Source organism: Mycobacterium sp. IEC1808 (genome assembly GCF_002101935.1).
Classification (GTDB): Bacteria; Actinomycetota; Actinomycetes; order Mycobacteriales; family Mycobacteriaceae; genus Mycobacterium.
In genome coordinates this window covers 36,707-54,161 of record NZ_LQPV01000044.1, presented here as the reverse complement: position 1 = coordinate 54,161, position 17,455 = coordinate 36,707, and the positions used below count along the sequence as shown (strand labels likewise).

The 17,455-nt window shown below is 69.3% G+C and carries 18 protein-coding genes and 1 pseudogene; 5 read left to right on the top strand and 14 right to left on the bottom strand.

Going from position 1 to position 17,455, the window contains the following annotated elements; genetic code table 11:
- Window positions 1-27: 27 nt before the first annotated feature.
- Window positions 28-1,137: a Xaa-Pro peptidase family protein gene (locus AWB92_RS22045; protein WP_085189440.1), complete on the bottom strand. Its 1,110-nt coding sequence runs from the start codon at window positions 1,135-1,137 to the stop codon at window positions 28-30.
- Between the two features lie 33 nt (window positions 1,138-1,170).
- Between AWB92_RS22045 and AWB92_RS22040 the strand changes: the two genes are divergently transcribed.
- Complete coding sequence (locus AWB92_RS22040; protein ID WP_085189438.1) at window positions 1,171-1,836, top strand: B-4DMT family transporter; 666 nt, start codon at window positions 1,171-1,173, stop codon at window positions 1,834-1,836.
- Window positions 1,837-1,846: 10 nt separating this feature from the next.
- Here AWB92_RS22040 and AWB92_RS22035 read toward each other — a convergent pair whose 3' ends face one another.
- From AWB92_RS22035 to AWB92_RS22025, 3 genes are all read right to left on the bottom strand, one after another.
- A complete protein-coding gene (locus AWB92_RS22035) occupies window positions 1,847-2,764 on the bottom strand; it encodes a class I SAM-dependent methyltransferase (protein ID WP_085189436.1) in 918 nt (305 codons plus the stop codon).
- Window positions 2,765-2,852: 88 nt separating this feature from the next.
- Window positions 2,853-3,263 carry a hypothetical protein gene (locus tag AWB92_RS22030; protein ID WP_241523545.1) on the bottom strand — a complete coding sequence of 137 codons (411 nt, stop codon included), beginning with the start codon at window positions 3,261-3,263 and terminating at the stop codon, window positions 2,853-2,855.
- Window positions 3,264-3,544: 281 nt separating this feature from the next.
- The gene (locus AWB92_RS22025; RefSeq protein WP_085189431.1) at window positions 3,545-4,045 is read right to left on the bottom strand and encodes a nuclear transport factor 2 family protein; all 501 of its coding nucleotides are present in this window, start codon (window positions 4,043-4,045) and stop codon (window positions 3,545-3,547) included.
- Window positions 4,046-4,356: 311 nt separating this feature from the next.
- Here AWB92_RS22025 and AWB92_RS22020 point away from each other — a divergent pair.
- Both AWB92_RS22020 and AWB92_RS22015 read left to right on the top strand, forming a co-directional pair.
- Window positions 4,357-5,516, top strand: a pseudogene (locus AWB92_RS22020) (NDMA-dependent alcohol dehydrogenase).
- 30 nt (window positions 5,517-5,546) lie between these two features.
- On the top strand, window positions 5,547-6,335 hold the full coding sequence (locus tag AWB92_RS22015) for an alpha/beta hydrolase (RefSeq protein WP_085189429.1): 789 nt from the start codon (window positions 5,547-5,549) through the stop codon (window positions 6,333-6,335).
- 7 nt (window positions 6,336-6,342) lie between these two features.
- Here AWB92_RS22015 and aroQ read toward each other — a convergent pair whose 3' ends face one another.
- The 10 genes from aroQ to AWB92_RS21965 all read right to left on the bottom strand — a co-directional run bounded on the left by aroQ (window position 6,343) and on the right by AWB92_RS21965 (window position 15,823).
- Entirely contained in the window at window positions 6,343-6,774 is a 432-nt protein-coding gene (gene aroQ, locus AWB92_RS22010; protein ID WP_085189427.1) for a type II 3-dehydroquinate dehydratase, read from the bottom strand.
- Window positions 6,771-7,853, bottom strand: coding sequence for a 3-dehydroquinate synthase (gene aroB / locus AWB92_RS22005; RefSeq protein WP_085189425.1), 1,083 nt, complete (start codon window positions 7,851-7,853; stop codon window positions 6,771-6,773). The genes aroQ and aroB overlap by 4 nt, the downstream gene beginning before the upstream one ends.
- Window positions 7,850-8,374 carry a shikimate kinase gene (locus AWB92_RS22000; RefSeq protein ID WP_085189423.1) on the bottom strand — a complete coding sequence of 175 codons (525 nt, stop codon included), beginning with the start codon at window positions 8,372-8,374 and terminating at the stop codon, window positions 7,850-7,852. The genes aroB and AWB92_RS22000 overlap by 4 nt, the downstream gene beginning before the upstream one ends.
- Window positions 8,374-9,579, bottom strand: a complete 1,206-nt coding sequence (gene aroC / locus AWB92_RS21995; RefSeq protein ID WP_085189421.1) for a chorismate synthase — start codon at window positions 9,577-9,579, stop codon at window positions 8,374-8,376. The genes AWB92_RS22000 and aroC overlap by 1 nt, the downstream gene beginning before the upstream one ends.
- Window positions 9,580-9,599: 20 nt before the next feature.
- On the bottom strand, window positions 9,600-10,028 hold the full coding sequence (locus AWB92_RS21990) for an A24 family peptidase (protein ID WP_085189419.1): 429 nt from the start codon (window positions 10,026-10,028) through the stop codon (window positions 9,600-9,602).
- 112 nt (window positions 10,029-10,140) lie between these two features.
- Window positions 10,141-10,950: a shikimate dehydrogenase gene (locus tag AWB92_RS21985; RefSeq protein WP_241523544.1), complete on the bottom strand. Its 810-nt coding sequence runs from the start codon at window positions 10,948-10,950 to the stop codon at window positions 10,141-10,143.
- Window positions 10,925-12,172: an endolytic transglycosylase MltG gene (locus AWB92_RS21980; protein ID WP_085189417.1), complete on the bottom strand. Its 1,248-nt coding sequence runs from the start codon at window positions 12,170-12,172 to the stop codon at window positions 10,925-10,927. The genes AWB92_RS21985 and AWB92_RS21980 overlap by 26 nt, the downstream gene beginning before the upstream one ends.
- Window positions 12,165-12,668, bottom strand: a complete 504-nt coding sequence (gene ruvX, locus AWB92_RS21975; RefSeq protein WP_085189415.1) for a Holliday junction resolvase RuvX — start codon at window positions 12,666-12,668, stop codon at window positions 12,165-12,167. The genes AWB92_RS21980 and ruvX overlap by 8 nt, the downstream gene beginning before the upstream one ends.
- Window positions 12,669-15,371, bottom strand: coding sequence for an alanine--tRNA ligase (gene alaS, locus AWB92_RS21970; protein ID WP_085189413.1), 2,703 nt, complete (start codon window positions 15,369-15,371; stop codon window positions 12,669-12,671).
- A gap of 62 nt (window positions 15,372-15,433) precedes the next feature.
- On the bottom strand, window positions 15,434-15,823 hold the full coding sequence (locus AWB92_RS21965; RefSeq protein WP_173817470.1) for a secondary thiamine-phosphate synthase enzyme YjbQ: 390 nt from the start codon (window positions 15,821-15,823) through the stop codon (window positions 15,434-15,436).
- Between the two features lie 171 nt (window positions 15,824-15,994).
- On the opposite strand from AWB92_RS21965, the gene AWB92_RS21960 reads away from it, so the two are divergent.
- Both AWB92_RS21960 and AWB92_RS21955 read left to right on the top strand, forming a co-directional pair.
- Window positions 15,995-16,615 carry an antibiotic biosynthesis monooxygenase gene (locus AWB92_RS21960; RefSeq protein ID WP_085189409.1) on the top strand — a complete coding sequence of 207 codons (621 nt, stop codon included), beginning with the start codon at window positions 15,995-15,997 and terminating at the stop codon, window positions 16,613-16,615.
- Between the two features lie 112 nt (window positions 16,616-16,727).
- Window positions 16,728-17,351 carry a hypothetical protein gene (locus AWB92_RS21955; RefSeq protein WP_068100510.1) on the top strand — a complete coding sequence of 208 codons (624 nt, stop codon included), beginning with the start codon at window positions 16,728-16,730 and terminating at the stop codon, window positions 17,349-17,351.
- Window positions 17,352-17,455: the final 104 nt, after the last annotated feature.

Here is a 17,455-nt window from a genome sequence, read left to right as displayed (position 1 = left end):
CGGCGCCCACGGCACCAACGGCACCAGCTAAGCCAGGACGGCCAGTTCCTTGGGGAACCGCGTCAGCAGTTCGGGGCCGTGACCGTCGGCGCCGTCCGGCACGACGAGGGTGTCCTCGATGCGCACCCCACCCTTGCCGGGCAGGTAGACGCCGGGCTCCACGGTGACCACCGACCCCGCCAGTAGCGTGCCGGCGGACGTGGCCCCGATCCCGGGCGCCTCGTGGATCTGCAGGCCCACGCCGTGGCCCAGGCCGTGGCCGAACTGCTCGCCGTACCCGGCGTCGGCGATCAGCTTTCTTGCCGCGCCGTCCACCTCGCGCAGGTTGGCGCCCGGCTTGAGGGCCTCCCGGCCGGCCCGCTGCGCGTCGGCGACCAGCTGGTAGATCTCCAGCTGCCAGTCGGCGGCCTTGCCCAGCACGAAGGTGCGGGTCATGTCGGAGTGGTAGCCGGCGACCAGCGCGCCGAAGTCGATCTTGACGAAGTCGCCGTCGGCCAGCACCGCATCGGTCGGGCGGTGGTGCGGGATCGCCGAATTCGGCCCGGCGGCCACGATCGTCTCGAACGAGATCGCGTCCGCACCGTGGTCGAACATCAGCGACTCCAGCTCGCGGCTCACCTCGCGTTCGGTCCGGCCGGGCCGCAGCCCGCCGCGCGCCACCAGATCCGCCAGCGCGGCGTCGGCCGCCTCGCAGGCCAGGCGCAGCAGCGCGACCTCGCCGGCGTCCTTGACCTCGCGCAGCGCCTCGACGGTCCCGGCGGCGCGTACCAACTCGGTCGACGCCTTGTGCTCCTCGATCTCGCCGGTCAGCGCGTCGAAGCCGTCGACGGTGACCACGTTGCTCTCGAAGCCCAGCTTGCCGACGGCGGCGTCGGCGGCGCGGCCCGCCAGGTAACGCCCGACTGCGCGCTCGATGGCGACCTCGAGGTCGGGCGCCTGCTCGGCGGCCTGAGTGCGGTACCGGCCGTCGGTGGCCAGCACGGGTTCGCGGTCGTCGGCAAACACCAGCAACGCGCCGTTCGATCCTGAGAAACCGGACAGGTACCGAACGTTGACCAGGTCCGTGACCAGCATCGCGTCCAGTCCGCTGGCCCCGATCTGCGCTTTCAGCTTTTCTCGGCGCTGGGAATGTGTCACGACCCTTGACGGTACTCGCTACGCTTTCCCTTCATGAGGAACTGGATGCTGCGCGGATTGGTGTTCGCCGCCGCGATGGTCGTCGTCCGTTTGATACAAGGTGCACTGATCAACGCGTGGCAAACACAGGCCGGGCTGATCAGCGTCGTGCTGCTGCTCTTGTTCGTGATCGGCGTCGTCGTGTGGGGGGTGCTCGACGGTCGGGCGGACGCCAAGGCACAGCCCGATCCGGACCGCCGACAGGATCTGGCGATGACGTGGCTGCTGGCCGGCCTGTTGGCCGGCATCCTCAGCGGCGCCGTCTCCTGGCTCATCGCGCTCGCGTACTCCGGCCTGTACACCGGGGGCCTGATCAACGAGGTGACGACGTTCGCGGCCTTCACCGCGCTGCTCGTCTTCCTGCCCGGGATCATCGGCGTGGCCGTGGGCCGCTGGCGGATCGACCGCAACCCGCCGCCCCGCCCGCACGGGGAGGGCGACGAACGGGCCGATACCGACGTCTTCTCGGCCGTCCGCGGCGACGAGGCGCCGACCGGCGAGATTCCCACCGCGGGAGCCCGGCACGAGGAGCGGACCGCTTCGGTCGCCACGGCCGAGCGTGACGCGCCGACCGAGACGATCCACACCGCGGCCGACCACGAGCCGAAGACCGAGGTGATCCGCACCGGCGACCAGAAGCCAGACGCGGAGCCTAGGTAGGACTAGTCGGTCACATTCGCAGTGCCGTGATGAAGCTGATTGCTGCGGCCGAGCCCACGTGGCTGGCCTGTTGCAATGCCGGCAGCCCCGCCGCCGTGAAGAGGTCGCTGATCCCGAATTTCGTTGTAGCCCAGCCTTTTGCGTGTAAGTGAGCCGCGGCATCGGTGTGCTCGCCGGGGTAAATCAAACCGGCCATATTCATGTCCAGGCCGCGTCGCCGCCAGCCCTCGGCCATCAACCGCGCCTGTTCTTTCGACTCTGCTGACGTACCGGTGACCAGACCGTAGTCCGCGGCCAGCCGGCTGTCCCGGTGGGACAACGACATGATCGAGTCCAGCATCGAGACCTCTGCCTCCGGCGGCAGGTATCCGATCAAAAGACCCTCGGCGAGCCATGCGGTGGGTTGCGTTGAGTCAAAACCGGCGTCCTGCAACGCCGTTGGCCACGCTTCGCGCAAATCGACGCCGATTGTTTCCAAGCTAGCGGTGGGGGCCGCGCCGAGGGCAGAGAGCGCTCCGCTTTTAAAGGCGATAACGTCAGGCTGGTCGATCTCGTAGACCGTCGTCCCCGCCGGCCAATCCAGCCGGTAGGCGCGGGTGTCCAACCCGGAGGCCACGATCACCACCTGACGCGCGCCCGCGCGCGTCGCCGCGATGCAGAAGTCGTCAAAGAAGCGGGTACGGGCGGCGAACATGTCGACCATCCGCGGAACACCGATGTCGCTTTCGAGGCTCACCGAATCGATCTCGCCGCTGGCCAGTCGGGCCAGCACGTCCAGTCCGACGGCGCGCACCAAGGGCTCGGCCAGCTCGTCGGTGATGACCGGCTGCGGACGCCTGGTCGCGACCGCTCGCGCCGCGGCGACCATCGTCGCGGTGGCTCCCACGCTGCTGGCCAGATCCCACGCATCATGCTCGGTTCGTGCCATCAGGTCCCCCCTCTTCTGCGCGCATGGCGGCACGCCAAAGCGACTGTCGAAGCGGTCTTTCGGACTCGGCTGCGGGCTCGGTGAACGATTACGGCTCGGACACCGGCGCCCGCAGTGATGCGGTGATGCGTTCAGCGGTCCGGCGAGTGGCTTCGATCATCCCGGCCGGGGGCCTGCCCGTCGGCAGCATCGTGGACACGACGGCAACGCCCGATGAACCGAGCGGTATTGCCATCGCGGAGCAGCTATAGTCGGCTGCCACCTGCCCGGCGTCAACAACCGGAACCCCGGTGGCGCAGCTATAGTGCGCGCGAGCCTGCGCCGTCTCCGGCAGGACGGCGTCACCCGTCTTCGCGACGTAGCGGACGGGTGTTCGCGCGTCGAGTGTGTCGAGGTATACGGGACCGTCGCCCAAATTGACCGACAGGCTCACGGCCGCCCCGGTGCGTGCCGCGAGTTCGGCCATGGGCCGCCGGGCCGCGACGCGCAGTCGGGCCACGGGTGTGACCGTCGCACCGAGGCGAAGCACAGTTGCGCCCAGGCTGTAGCGCGAGCCGTCCCGACGAACTGCTCCTACCTCGACCAGTTGGCGAAGGAGTCGATGCACCGTCGGGTGAGGCAGCCCCGCGGCTGCGCTGAGGTCCACCAGCCGCACCGGTTGCAGCTCGGCGACCAGGTCAAGAAGCGCGAACGCAGTATGGATGACGCTTCGGGCTGGGCCGGCTGGTTCGGAACTTCCCGCGGTGGGGGCCATGCAACAGCGTACCGTCACCCGGGACATCAACGGGTCCTCGAGGTGCGCAAGTAGCTGCTGACGTCGGACGTGTCCGGCAGCGGCAGCGCGTCAGCGGACAGCAGACCGGCTTGGCGCAGGACTTGAGCCTGGTCCCAGTAGAGCGTCTCGCTCAACATCAAAGAGTCCCGGAACTTGACGATCACGACGAAGGCGACCTCGAGTGACACACCCGTCGGGGCCACCCCGGGCAGAAGCTGCGGTACCTCGCGGTCATGGGTGAGCCGCATGATGCACTCATCGACCAAGACGTCGTCACCGATCGAGCGGGCAATGAGGTCGAGCTCGGTGTCCGGCGGCTGCCCGGGGATGAAGACGTCGGCGTAATAGGCGCGCAGCGCGTCGCGTCCAGACGCTCCGCTCATCGTCGGCAGGTGCATAACGCGCGCCTCAGGCACCATTGTCGACACCGCGAGATCTGCGTCCCTGCATTCGAATTCGTAGCGGGTGTGCCGCTCCCAGAGCTCCACCATGTCAATGCGGTTCATCACGATGGAACGCTAGGACTGCCGCGGCGGGGCCGACAAACCAATGTCCGGAGAGTGGACAACACGGCGGCTTGCCTCCGGAGCCGCCAGCGAGCCAATCGCCCAGCCCTGTTCGGTGAGTGGACATCGAGTCGGTGGCTTGCTGAAACGGCTCTACCGTCGGCTGTCATGAGCAGCATTGATCGCAAGATCGCAGCGACCGGAGGGATCCGCCCGATGAAACACACTGCGCAGCAGAGCATTCGACCGTGTGAAAGGATGTGCGCCGACACCCGAACTTGCGCCGCGCCAACTGCTCGAAGGAGGCGGGCATGAAATGCGCCGCGGCAGTCCTGCGGGGAGTCGGCGGCGACTGGGACATCGAAGAAATCACGCTGGACCCACCTCGCGAAGGCGAAGTTCTGGTGAAGATGCGTGCGGCCAGCGTCTGCCATTCGGACGACCACTTTGCCAACGGTGATTGCACGCCCAGTCCCGAGGTCGCAGCAATCATGGAGGTCGCCGGCGCGCCGCCGTTATACTTCTTCCCCGTGCTCGGCGGCCACGAGGGGGCCGGGGTCGTCGTCGAGGTCGGTCCGGGTGTGCGGTCCGTGCGATGCGGGGACCACGTGACCATGTCGTTCATACCGGCGTGCGGGTCCTGCCGGTGGTGCGTGTTGGGTGCCACCTACCTGTGCGACGTGGGCGCGATGTTCTTCGCCAAGCAGATGGTGACCGACAAGACGGCGCGGCGCCACCTCGGAAACGAGGACCTGATGGCGATGATGAAGCTCGGCACCTTCGCCGAATATGCCGTCGTAGCTGAGCAATCCGTCGTCAAGATCGACAAATCGATACCGTTCGAGTCGGCCTCGCTGGTGTCGTGCGGCGTCTCAACAGGTTGGGGGTCGGGCAGTTCCGGCGTCGGGACAGTGCCGGCGATACCGTCGTCGTCGTCGGCGTCGGCGGGGTAGGGATCAACGCCGTACAGGGCGCCCGCGCCGCCGGCGCGACTTCGGTGATCGCGGTGGATCCCGTGGGTTTCAAGCGCGAGACGGCCGAGTCCTTCGGCGCGACGCGTACCTGCGCGTCGATTGAAGAAGCCATACCCCTTGTTCGCGACCTCACCCGCGGCGCGATGGCCGACCGTGTGATCCTGACGCCGAGCGTGCTGGAACCCGAGATGGTGGCACCCGCGATGGCGTTGACGCGCAAGGGCGGCACGTGTCTGATGGTGGCGGTTCCGCGATTCGAGATGAGCATCCCAATCGTCTTGCTCGAGATGGTGCAGTACTGCAAGCAATTGAAAGGACTGATCTACGGCGGTATGAACCCGCGCGCGGGCATGCCGATGTTGCTGTCCATGTACTGCGACGGACATCTCAAACTCGACGAGCTGATAACGCGGCGGTACCGGCTCGAAGGAATCAACGAAGCTCTCGCGGACATGCGACTCGGCCGGAATATCCGTGGTGTCATCGAATTCAGCTGAGCCCCTTCAATTGCGGCGTTAAGGAGCACGATGAAGCTTGAAGTCATCGACAAAGGTTCTATTAGTGTGGCGCACCCGGCGCCGCTGCTTTTCATCCATGGCTCATGGCACGCGGCCTGGTGCTGGGACGAGAATTTTCTCGATTTTTTCGCGGACAAGGGCTATCGAGCGGTAGCGGTCAGCCTCCGCAACCATGGCGGAAGCGAAAGGACCAAGCCACGGCGGTGTTCGGTTGCCGACTGGGTGCAGGACGTGGCGAACGTCGCCAGGCGCCTTCCCGTGGAGCCTGTGGTCATTGGTCACTCGATGGGCGGCTTAATCGTTCAGAAATACCTTGAGACGCACAACGTCCCAGCGGGAGTCCTGCTCGCGACGATGCCGGTGAGCGGCGCCAGCCGTGCGTTGCTCCGCATACTGGGGCGTCATCCGACGCGCTCAGCACGCGCCTTGATCCGGGGCAAGACCCTGCACGCGGTGAACACAACTACGGCGGCACGCAAGAACTTCTACTCCGCGGCCACGCCAGATTCGGATCTCGCGCGCTACACTCCCCTGCTGGACGAAGAGTATGTCGGAAGGCAGGCCTTGGATTTGACGGTGCTCAGCCTTCCCAGGCCCAAGCGGGTCACCACACCTCTGCTGGTCTTAGGAGCGCAAGACGACGCCTGTTTCAGCCAGAACGAGATACGGAAGACTGCCCGCGCGTACGGTACCGACGCCGAGTTTTTCACCGGCATGGGCCACAACATGATGCTCGAACCGGGTTGGCGTGCAGTCGCCGAGAGGATCGACGGCTGGCTGTCGGCACGAGGTTTGTGACGGTCGACTACCCGGCGGCTTCCGCCAGATACCGCAGGGCGAGCAGGTAGCCCTGGATGCCCAGCCCGACGATCACGCCGGTCGCGACGGGGCTGATGTAGGAGTGACGCCGAAACTCTTCGCGGGCATGCACATTGGAGATGTGCACCTCGATCAGCGGCGCGCTCAGCTCGGCGCACGCGTCGCGCAGCGCCACCGACGTGTGGGTCAGGCCGCCGGCGTTGAGGATCACCGGCTCGCCCGCGTCGGCCGCCAGGTGGATCCAGTCCAGCAGCTGTGCTTCGTTATCGCTTTGCCGCACAACGACTTTGAGCCCGAGGGCGGCGGCTTCGCGCTCGATCAGCTCCGCCAGCTGCTCGTGGGTGGTGTCGCCGTACACGTCGGGCTCGCGGCGGCCCAGCCGGCCCAGGTTCGGGCCGTTGATCACGTTCACCGTCATGATGCCGCCAACCCCGAGTAGGCCGCCGCCAGCAGCGACGGGTCCGGACCGGTCAGCCGGCCCGGCTTCCCGAGTCCGTCGAGGACGACGAACCGAAGCACGCCGGCGCGGGTCTTCTTGTCCCCGGCCATGTATTCGAGCAACTGCGGCAACGCGTCGGCGTCGTACGTAACCGGCAGCCCGAGCGAGGTCAGGATGCTGCGGTGGCGCGCCGCCGTCTCGTCGTCCAGCCGGCCGGCCAGCCGGGCCAGCTCAGCGGCGAACACCAGGCCCACCGACACGGCGGCGCCGTGGCGCCAACGGTAGCGTTCCCGGCGCTCGATCGCGTGCGCCAAAGTGTGGCCGTAGTTGAGGATTTCGCGCAGCTCCGACTCCTTCTCGTCGGCGGCGACGACCTCCGCCTTGACGGCGATCGCGCGCCGGATCAGCTCCGGCAGCACGTCCCCCGCGGGGTCCAGCGCGGCCTCCGGGTCGGCCTCGATGAGGTCGAGGATCACCGGGTCGGCGATGAACCCCGCCTTGACCACCTCGGCCATCCCGGCGACGAGTTCGTTGCGCGGCAACGTCTTCAGCGTCTCCAGGTCCACCAGGACGGCCAGCGGTTGATGGAACGCGCCGACCAGGTTCTTGCCGGCGTCGGTGTTGATGCCGGTCTTTCCGCCCACGGCGGCGTCGACCATGCCGAGCAACGTGGTGGGGACGTGGACGATGTCGACGCCGCGCAGCCAGGTCGCCGCCGCGAAACCGGCGACGTCGGTGGCCGCGCCGCCGCCCAGGCTGACCAGGGCGTCCTTCCGGCCGATCCCGATGCGGCCCAACACTTCCCAGATGAATCCCACGACGGGCAGCTCCTTGCCCGCCTCGGCGTCCGGGATCTCGATGCGGTGCGCGTCGATCCCCTTGTCGGCCAGCCGCTTTCGGATCTCCTCGGCGGTCTCGGCCAGCACCGGCTGATGTAGCACCGCAACTCGGTGCCGGCCGGACAGCAGGTTCTCCAGCTCGCCGAGCAGGCCGGCGCCGATCACCACCGGATACGGTTCATCGACGGCCACGTGCACGGTGACCGGAGCGGCGGTCATGTGGCGGCCTCGCTCGGCGTCTGCAACCGGCTCAGGATGTTGCGCACCACCGCCCCGGGATTGCGGCGGTTGGTGTCGACCCGGATGGTTGCGACGCGCCGGTACAGCGGGACCCGTTTGGCCATCAGCTCGCGGTATTTCTCGGCGCGGTCCGGGCCGGCCAGCAGCGGCCGCACGGCGGTGCCGCCGGTGCGCCGTACCCCCTCGCGGGCGCCGATCTCCAGGTAGACGACCGTGTGCCCGGCCAGCGCCTCGCACACGCCCGGGCTGGTGACCGCGCCGCCGCCGAGCGAGAGGACGCCGTCGTGCTCGGCCAAAGCCGCGCGCACCACCTGTTCCTCGATGCGGCGGAACTCCTGTTCCCCGTCGGTGGCGAAGATTTCGGGGATGCTGCGGTGAGTCTGCTGCTCGATCGCCACGTCGGTGTCGAGCAGCCCGACCCCGAGCGCCTTGGCCAGCCGCCGCCCGATGGTGGACTTGCCGGAGCCCGGCAGCCCGACGAGCACCGCTTTGGGCGCCATCACGCGGTACCGCGCGCGGCGGGCGATTCCCGGTCGGCGACCGCGCGCCGGTAGGACTCGACGTTGCGGCGGGTCTCCGCCAGCGAGTCGCCGCCGAACTTCTCCAGCGCCGCGCGGGCCAGCACCAGCGCCACCATCGTCTCGACCACGACTCCGGCGGCCGGCACCGCGCACACGTCGGAGCGCTGGTGGATCGCGACGGCCTCGTCGCCGGTCGCCATGTCGACGGTGGCCAGGGCCCGCGGGACGGTGGAAATCGGCTTCATCGCGGCCCGCACCCGCAGCGGCTGGCCGTTGGTCATGCCGCCCTCCAGCCCGCCGGCGCGGTTGGTCGAGCGGACGACGCCGTCGGGACCGGGGTACATCTCGTCGTGGGCGCGGCTGCCGCGGCGGCGCGCCGTCTCGAACCCGTCGCCGATCTCGACGCCCTTGATCGCCTGAATGCCCATCACGGCGGCGGCCAGTTGGCTGTCCAGGCGGTTGTCCCCGCTGGTGAACGAGCCGAGCCCGACCGGCAGGCCGAACGCCACCACCTCCACCACGCCGCCGAGGGTGTCGCCGTCCTTCTTCGCCGCCTCGATCTCAGCGATCATCGCTTCCTCGGCCGCCTTGTCATATGCGCGGACCGGGCTGTCATCGACCGCGGGCAGGTCCTCGGGGCGCGGCGGCGGGCCGTCGTAGGGCTTTGACGGACCGATCGCGATGACGTGCGAGAGCACCTCGACGCCGAGCGCCTGCCGCAGGAACGAGCGGGCCACGGTCCCGGCGGCCACGCGGGCGGCGGTCTCGCGGGCGCTGGCCCGCTCCAGCACCGGCCGGGCGTCATCGAAGCCGTACTTGAGCATGCCCGCGTAGTCGGCGTGGCCGGGCCGCGGCCGGGTCAGCGGTTCGTTGCGGGCGCTGTTGGTCAGTTCGGCCGGGTCCACCGGGTCGGTGGCCATCACGGTTTCCCACTTCGGCCACTCGGTGTTGCCGATCTCGATCGCGATGGGCCCGCCGAGGGTGACGCCGTGGCGGATCCCGGACAGGATGGTGACCGCGTCGCGCTCGAACTTCATCCGCGCGCCGCGGCCGTAGCCCAGGCGGCGACGGGCCAGCTGATCGGCGATCTCGGTCGAGGTGACGCCGACGCCGGCGACCATGCCTTCCACCACGGCCACCAGCGCGCGACCATGGGATTCTCCGGCGGTGATCCAGCGCAACACCCGGCCATTCTCCCATGTGCTCAACCCAGCCAGGCCAACCCCGCCGCGCCCGCCGTGGCCAGGCACATCGACGGGCCGTGCGGCACGGTGCGCGAGCCGCGCGACCACGCGACCACCCCGGCCAGCGCCGTGAGCAGCGGCGCGCCCAGCGCCGCGAGGAACCACACGTCGGGCCCGAAACAGCCCGCCAGGCCGCCCAGCCCGATCGCCAGCTTGACGTCGCCGGCCCCCATCGCCGCCGGGGCGACGAGGTGGACCGCCAGGTACGCGCCGGTCAGCGCCGCCGCGCCGGCCAGCGCGGGCAGCCCGCGGCCGGTCAGGGCGGCGGCCAGCAGGATGGCGGCGGCCCCGGGCAGGGTCAGCGCGTTGGGCAGCCGGCGTGACCGGACGTCGTAGGCGCTCAGCAGCACCAGCCAGGCGAGCACTGCCACAGCCGCTCCCAGCCGCATGGGTCCTCCTGTACACGCGGTGAGTGTGGGGGCTATGTACGAAAACTGTGGCGAATTCGTCCATAGGCCTCACGTTCGGCGGTCGGAACTCAGACCCGCCATGCGCGGCAGGCTAGCGCAGCGCCGCCTCCATCGCCGCTCGCGGCGCGGGCAGCCCGGTGAACTGTTCCACCTGGGAAAACGCCTGGTGCAGCAGCATCTGCAGGCCGTCGATCACCCGGCCGCCGGCCGCGCCGACCGCCGCCGCCAGCGGCGTCGGCCACGGATCGTAGACCGCGTCCAGCAGCACCGGGATGGCGGTGAACACGCCGGCGTACCGCGCGGCCACGTCCGCGGGGATGGTGCTGACCAGCACCTGCGCGCCCGCCACCTCGTCGGCCAGTCCGGCGTCGTCCAGGCCGCAGAACCGGGTCTCGACGCCGACGCGGGCGCCGAGGTCCACCAGCCGGGCGGCCTTGTCCGGATCCCGCGCGACGACGGTGATGCCGGTGACGCCGAGTTCGGCCAGGCCGACGACGGCCGCCGGCGCGGTGCCGCCCGATCCACAGACCAGCGCCCATCCCGAGGCCGACCCCACCGCGCCCGAGACCCCGTCGACGTCGGTGTTGTCGGCCCGCCAGCCCGCCGCCGTGCGCACCAGGGTGTTGGCGGAGCCGACCAGGGCCGCTCGCTCGGTGTGCTCGTCGGCGAATCGCAGCGCGGCGAATTTGCCCGGCATGGTCACCGAGACCCCGACCCACTCCGGCCCGAAACCGCCGACCACGCCGGGCAACTCCTCGGCGCCGCATTCGATGCGGTCGTACGTCCAGTCGTTTAGGCCCAGGGCCCGGTACGCGGCCAGGTGCAGGTCAGGGGACTTCGAATGGGCGATGGGGCGCCCGAGCACCCCCGCCTTTCTAGCGGGGCGTGCTGTCGAGGACACCGTTGTGCTTAGCCAGCTCGATATTGGCCAAATGCTGCTGATAGTCCTTGGTGAACAGCGTCGTGCCCTGCGCATCGATGGTGACGAAGTACAGCCAGTCCCCCGGCTCCGGATGCTCGGCCGCGCGCAGCGCGTCGACGCCGGGCGAACAGATCGCCGTGGCGGGCAGCCCCTGCGACACATAGGTGTTCCACGGGGTCCGCTGGGCGCGGTCGGCGTCGGAGGTGGCGACCTCGCGGCGGTCCAGCGGATAGTTCACGGTCGAGTCGAATTCCAGCGTGTGGTGCGCGTGCAGGCGGTTGTAGATCACCTGCGCCACCTTCGCGAAGTCCTGCGAATTGGACTCCTGCTGCACCAGCGAGGCGACCACCAGGATGTCGTAGGGCGACACCCCCCTGGCCTGCGCGGAATCCAGCAGCCCGGACTTCATGTACTCCACGGCACCCGCGCTGATCAGGCTGGTCAGGATGCTTTCGGCCGACGACGCAGGGTCGACGTTGAAGGTCCCCGGCGCGATCAGCCCCTCGATGCGGCGGTGGTCCTTGCCCAGCTCGGTGACCGGCTCGACGGCCCACGGCGGCACCGCCAGCGTCGTGGGCGCGCTGTTGGAGGCCGCGGCGCGCAGGTCGTCGACCGACACGCAGCGCTTGGTGCCGTCGAGGTCCACACAGGTGGCGCGGGAGATCAACGAGAAGATGCCGGGATTCACCACGTTGGTCTTCATGTCGGTGGTGTCGTCGAGCTGACGGCCCTCCGGGATGACCAGCCGCCCCACCCGGTTGTTCGGGTCGGCCAGCCGCGCGACGGCGTTGGCCGCCGGGATCTCGGTGCGCATCCGGTAGTAGCCGGGCTGGATCGAGTTGATCGCGGCGTTGCCGTGCGCGGCGTTGACGAACGCGCGGACCGTCGCAACGACCCCCTGGCTGTGCAGCGTCTCGCCCACCATCGTGGTCGAGTCGCCGTCCTGCACGTGAATCACGATGTCGCGCTTGCCGTTTCCGCTGTAGTCGTCACCGGAGCCGAACACCGTGTTCCACAGCCGGGTGCCGACGAAGACGACGGTCACCATGACCACGACGGACAGCACGAGGACGATCCGGCCGATGAAGCGCTTCCGCCGCTTGCGCTGTGCCGCGCGGTTGCGGGCAACCCGGCTCGTTCGGCGCCGCGGCGACCCGACCGCCTCGGGCTCGGCGCGCTGGCCGCGGGCGCTGTCAACCATCGGTGGGACCCCCGGTCGCCGCGCGGCGCTGGTCGAGCCAGCTCTGCAGGATCGCCACCGCCGCGGCCTGGTCGATCACCGCGCGCTGCTCTCGGGCCCGCACTCCCGCGGCGCGCAGCGACCGCTGGGCGCTCACGGTGGTCAGCCGCTCGTCGGCCAGCCGGACCGGCGTGGGGGCGATCCGCCGGGCCAGCGTCTCCGCCAGCTCGATCGCGTCCACCGCCGACGGGCCGGTGCGGTCGGCCAGGGTGCGCGGCAGCCCGACGATCACCTCGACGGCCTCCAGCTCAGCGGCCAGCTCCGCGAGCCGGCGCACGTGCCTGCCGGAACGGTCGCGGCGCACCGTCTCCACCGGGGTGGCCAGGATGCCGTCGGGGTCGCTGGCGGCCACGCCGATGCGCACGCTCCCCACGTCGATACCGAGCCGACGACCACGCCCGGGATCCTGATCAGGGTCGCCGGGCCGGTCCGGGAGGCGGTGCTGTGTCAAGACCACTCAACCGACCCGCGCGATCTCGGAACGCACCGCGTCGAGGGCCGCGTCGATGCCGGTCGGGTCCTTCCCCGAGCCTTGCGCCAGGTCGGCCTTGCCGCCGCCGCGGCCGTCGACGGCCCCGGCGAGCTGCTTGATCAACTCGTTGGCGCTCAGACCGAGCTCCTGGGCGGCGGCGTTGGCGGCGACGGCGTAGGGCACTGAATTGCCCTCGCCCGCTGAGTTGTCCGCGATCAGCGCCACCACCGCCGGATCGCTGCCCAGCTTGCCCCGGATGTCGCCGACCAGGGAGCGCAGGTCGCCCGCCGTCATCCCGCTCGACATCCGCTGCGCCACCACACGCACGTTACCGATCCGCTCGGCGCCGGCCGCGGCGTTGGTCGCGGCGGCCCGCGCGCCCGCGAGCCGGGCACGTTCGAGTTCCTTCTCGGCGGCCTTGAGCCGGTCCACCAGGTTGGCGACCCGGGCCGGCACCTCCTCGGACGGCACCTTCAGCGACGACGCCAGCCCGGCCATCAGCGCGCGCTCCTTGGCCAGGTGGCGGAACGACTCCAGCCCGACGTAGGCTTCTACCCGTCGGATCCCGGAACCGATCGACGACTCGCCCAGGATGGTCACCGGCCCGATCTGCGCCGAGTTGTGCACGTGCGTGCCGCCGCACAGCTCCAGCGAGAACGGCCCGCCGATCTCCACCACGCGGACCTCGTCGGGATAGGCCTCGCCGAACAGGGCCATCGCCCCCATCGCCTTGGCCTTCTCCAGCTGCTCGGTGAAGGTGTGCACCTCGAAGTCGGCCTGCACCGCCTCGTTGGTGACCTCCTCGATCTGGGTGCGCTGCTCCTCGGTCAGGGGGCCCTGCCAGTTGAAGTCGAAACGCAGGTAGCCCGGCCGGTTCAGCGATCCGGCCTGAACGGCGTTGGGCCCCAACACCTGTCGCAGCGCGGCGTGCACCATGTGGGTGCCCGAGTGGCCCTGCGTGGCGCCGCGGCGCCAGCCCGGATCCACCGCAGCGACGACGGTGTCGCCCTCCACGAATTCGCCGGACTCCACGTTGACCCGGTGCACGAACAAGGTTTTGGCGATCTTCTGCACGTCGGTGACGGCCGCACGAGCGCTCTCGTTTGCGCCGGTTCCGCTGATGCTGCCCTCGTCGGCGATCTGCCCGCCCGACTCGGCGTAGAGCGGGGTGCGGTCCAGCACCAACTCCACGCGGTCCGCGCCATCGCCGCCGTGCGCGACAACGGGCACCCGTTTGCCGTCGACGAAGATGCCCAAAATCCTTGCCTCGGAAGTCAACTCGTCGAACCCGGTGAACTCGGTGGGACCGGCGTCGACCAGCTCGCGGTAGGCGCTGAGGTCGGCGTGCGCGTGCTTGCGCGCGGCTGCGTCGGCCTTGGCGCGGCGGCGCTGCTCGGCCATCAGCTCCCGGAAGCCGATCTCGTCGACCTGCAGGCCGGCCTCGGCGGCCATCTCCAGGGTGAGCTCGATCGGGAAGCCGTAGGTGTCGTGCAGGGTGAACGCGTCCGACCCGGACACCACCGTCGCGCCGGTCGCCTTGGTGGCGCCGGCGACGTCCTCGAACAGCTTCGAACCCGAGGCCAGCGTGCGGTTGAAGGCGGTCTCCTCGGCGACGGCGATGCGCCGGATCCGGTCGAAATCGGTGACGAGTTCGGGGTACGACGGGCCCATCGAGTCGCGCACGGTGGCCATCAGGTCCCCGACGATCGGCTCCTCGATGCCGAGCAGCTTGGCCGAGCGGATCACCCGGCGCAGCAGCCGGCGCAACACGTAGCCGCGCCCGTCGTTGCCGGGGCTGACGCCGTCGCCGATCAGGATCGCCGCGGTCCGGCTGTGGTCGGCGATGACGCGGTAGCGCACGTCGTCCTCGTGGTTACCGGTGTCGTATCCGCGCGGCGCGCGGGTGGCGACCAGATCGATGACCGGCCGCAGCAGGTCGGTCTCGTACACGTTGTGCACGCCCTGCAGCACGAACGCGACCCGCTCCACGCCCATGCCGGTGTCGATGTTCTTGCGCGGCAACGGCCCCAGGATCTCGAAGTCGGTCTTACCGGTGCCCTCGCCCCGCTCGCTCTGCATGAACACGAGGTTCCACAGCTCGACGTAGCGGTCCTCGTTGGCGATCGGGCCGCCCTCGACGCCGAACTCGGGGCCGCGGTCGTAATAGATCTCCGACGACGGCCCGCACGGCCCGGGGATGCCCATCGACCAGTAGTTGTCCTCCATGCCGCGGCGCTGGATCCGCTCCGTCGGCAGCCCGGCGATCTCCTGCCACAGCGAGAACGCCTCGTCGTCGTCGAAATAGACTGTGGCCCAGAGTCGTTCGGGATCCAGGCCGTATCCGCCGTCGTCGATCGAATTGGTCAGCAGCGCCCAGGCCAGCTCGATCGCCCGGCGCTTGAAGTAGTCGCCGAACGAGAAGTTGCCGGCCATCTGGAAGAAGGTGTTGTGCCGGGTGGTGATGCCCACCTCGTCGATATCGGGGGTGCGGATGCACTTCTGGATGCTGGTGGCCGTCGCGTAGGGCGGCGTGCGCGCACCCAGGAAGAACGGCACGAACTGGACCATGCCGGCGTTGACGAACAGCAGGTTGGGGTCGTCGAGGATCACCGAGGCGCTCGGCACCTCGGTGTGGCCCGCCTTCACGAAGTGATCGAGGAATCGCTTCCTGATCTCGTGTGTCTGCACTTTTAGCCCGCTTCTTCGTAGTTGCTTTGCTTTGCTTCGATCGGGATTCCCAGCCTAGCCAGCTAGCCCTCCAGGAAGCTCAACCGCACCGACCGCCGTGGATTGTCCCGGTTGAGGTCGACCAGCACGATGCTTTGCCAGGTGCCCAGCTGCGGGTCGCCGCTGGCCACCGGCACCGTCACCGACGGCGCCACGATCGCCGGCAGCACGTGGTCGGCGCCGTGGCCGGGCGATCCGTGCGCGTGCCGGTACCGCTCGTCGCGCGGCAACAGCCGTTCCAGCGCGTCGACCAGGTCGTCGTCGGAACCGGCGCCGGTCTCGATGATCGCGACCCCGGCCGTGGCGTGCGGGACGAACACGTTGCACAGGCCGTCGCCGTAGCTGAAGCAGAACCGGCGCACCGCATCGGTCAGATCGACGATGCGGCGCTGAGCGGTGTCTACCTGCAGCACATCGGTATGCACCCGGTCAAGCCTACGGCGCGCCCGGCGGGACCGGCCAATCGTTTGTGAGGGCTGCCACACCCCCGGGGGGCATTGCCACCGCCGCCTGCCAGGAGGAACGTATCTGGTTGGACCGGTGGCGCCACCGGGGCGCTGCCCCGAACAAAGAGGGGGTGGATTGTGTACGCGCGCTCTACCACTATTCAGGCGCAACCTTCGTCGATCGACGCCGGAATTGCGCATGTTCGCGATGAGGTCATGCCCGCACTGCAGGGCATGCCGGGCTGCGTCGGCGTATCGCTGTTGGTCGACCGGGAGTCGGGCCGGTGCATCGCCACCAGCGCCTGGGAGAGCGATGAGGCCATGCGCGCCAGCGGTGAAACCGTGACGCCGATCCGCGATCGGGCCGCGGAAATGTTCGGCGGCACGGCCGATGTCGCGGAATGGGAGATCGCGGCGCTGCACCGCGATCACCGCGCGCCCGACGGCGCTGGCGTCCGCGCGACCTGGGTAAGGGTGCCGCAAGGGCAAATGGACGCCGGCATCGAGTACTTCAAGTCGTCCGTCCTGCCGCAACTCGAGAACCTCGACGGGTTCTGCAGCGCCAGCCTGCTGGTCGACCGCGCATCCGGGCGTGGCGTGTCCTCGGTGACGTTCGACAGCATGGACGCGATGCAGCGCAACCGGGAGCAGGCGACCGCCCTCAAGAACACGTCGATCCGCGAGGCGGGCGTCGAGGAACTCGACGAGCGGGAGTTCGAGCTGGCGCTGGCGCACCTGCGGGTGCCCGAGCTGGTCTGAGCTCGGTTCGCGCCCATTGCCACCCCTGACCGGGAGGAGGAAGGTAGTCATGGGGCCCCGGTGGCGCCACCGGGGCCCAGTCAAATCCAGGCCCCGACGAGGAGGCTCACCAATGTACGCACGCTCCACCACCATTCAGGCGCAACCCCTGTCGGTCGACATCGGCATTGCGCACATTCGCGATGTCGTCATGCCCGCCCTGCAAGAGATGGACGGGTATGTCGGAATGTCGCTGTTGGTTGACCGGCAGGACGGCACCTGCATCGCCACCAGCTCGTGGGACAGCTTGGAGAAGATGCGCGCCAGCGCCGAGCGGGTGGCGCCCATCCGTGACCGCGCCGCCATGATGTTCTCCGGCCAGGCGAGGGTCGAAGAATGGGACATATCCCTGATGCGCCGCGATCATCGGGCGCATCAGGGAGCGTGCGTGCGGGCCACCTGGCTCAAGGTGGTGCCGGACCATCTCGAGCGGTCCCTCAACTTCTACCGGATGTACGTGCTCCCGGAGTTGGAGACGCTCGACGGCTTCTGCAGCGCCAGCCTGATGGTCGACCACCCGGCGTGCCGGCGGGCGGTGGCGTGCTCGAGCTTCGACAGCGTCGAAGCGATGGCCCGAAACCGCGACCGGGCGAGCGAGCTGCGCAGCAGGCGGGCCCGGGACCTGGGCGCCGAGGTGCTCGACGTGGCCGAGTTCGAGCTGGCCATCGCGCATTTGCGGGTGCCGGAGCTGGTCTAGGGCCGGCGTGAGTGTGTAACTAGGGCTTTCTGTGTGCATCCACGGCGGGAATCCGGCGAAATCTGCGCCCTAGATGCCCACGCAAAGCCGTCAGCTCACACCCT

Bases quoted from the DNA above. Each gene is read 5' to 3' on its own strand.
- AWB92_RS21980 (WP_085189417.1), bottom strand. From the start codon at position 12,172: ATGGTTGACAGCGCCCGCGGCCAGCGCGCCGAGCCCGAGGCGGTCGGG.
- AWB92_RS22015 (WP_085189429.1), top strand. From the start codon at position 5,547: ATGAAGCTTGAAGTCATCGACAAAGGTTCTATTAGTGTGGCGCACCCG.
- AWB92_RS22000 (WP_085189423.1), bottom strand. From the start codon at position 8,374: ATGGCGCCCAAAGCGGTGCTCGTCGGGCTGCCGGGCTCCGGCAAGTCC.
- AWB92_RS21955 (WP_068100510.1), top strand. From the start codon at position 16,728: ATGTACGCACGCTCCACCACCATTCAGGCGCAACCCCTGTCGGTCGAC.
- AWB92_RS22035 (WP_085189436.1), bottom strand. From the start codon at position 2,764: ATGGCACGAACCGAGCATGATGCGTGGGATCTGGCCAGCAGCGTGGGA.
- aroB (WP_085189425.1), bottom strand. From the start codon at position 7,853: ATGACCGCCGCTCCGGTCACCGTGCACGTGGCCGTCGATGAACCGTAT.
- AWB92_RS21990 (WP_085189419.1), bottom strand. From the start codon at position 10,028: ATGCGGCTGGGAGCGGCTGTGGCAGTGCTCGCCTGGCTGGTGCTGCTG.
- aroQ (WP_085189427.1), bottom strand. From the start codon at position 6,774: ATGACGGTGAACGTGATCAACGGCCCGAACCTGGGCCGGCTGGGCCGC.
- AWB92_RS22040 (WP_085189438.1), top strand. From the start codon at position 1,171: ATGAGGAACTGGATGCTGCGCGGATTGGTGTTCGCCGCCGCGATGGTC.
- AWB92_RS22025 (WP_085189431.1), bottom strand. From the start codon at position 4,045: ATGAACCGCATTGACATGGTGGAGCTCTGGGAGCGGCACACCCGCTAC.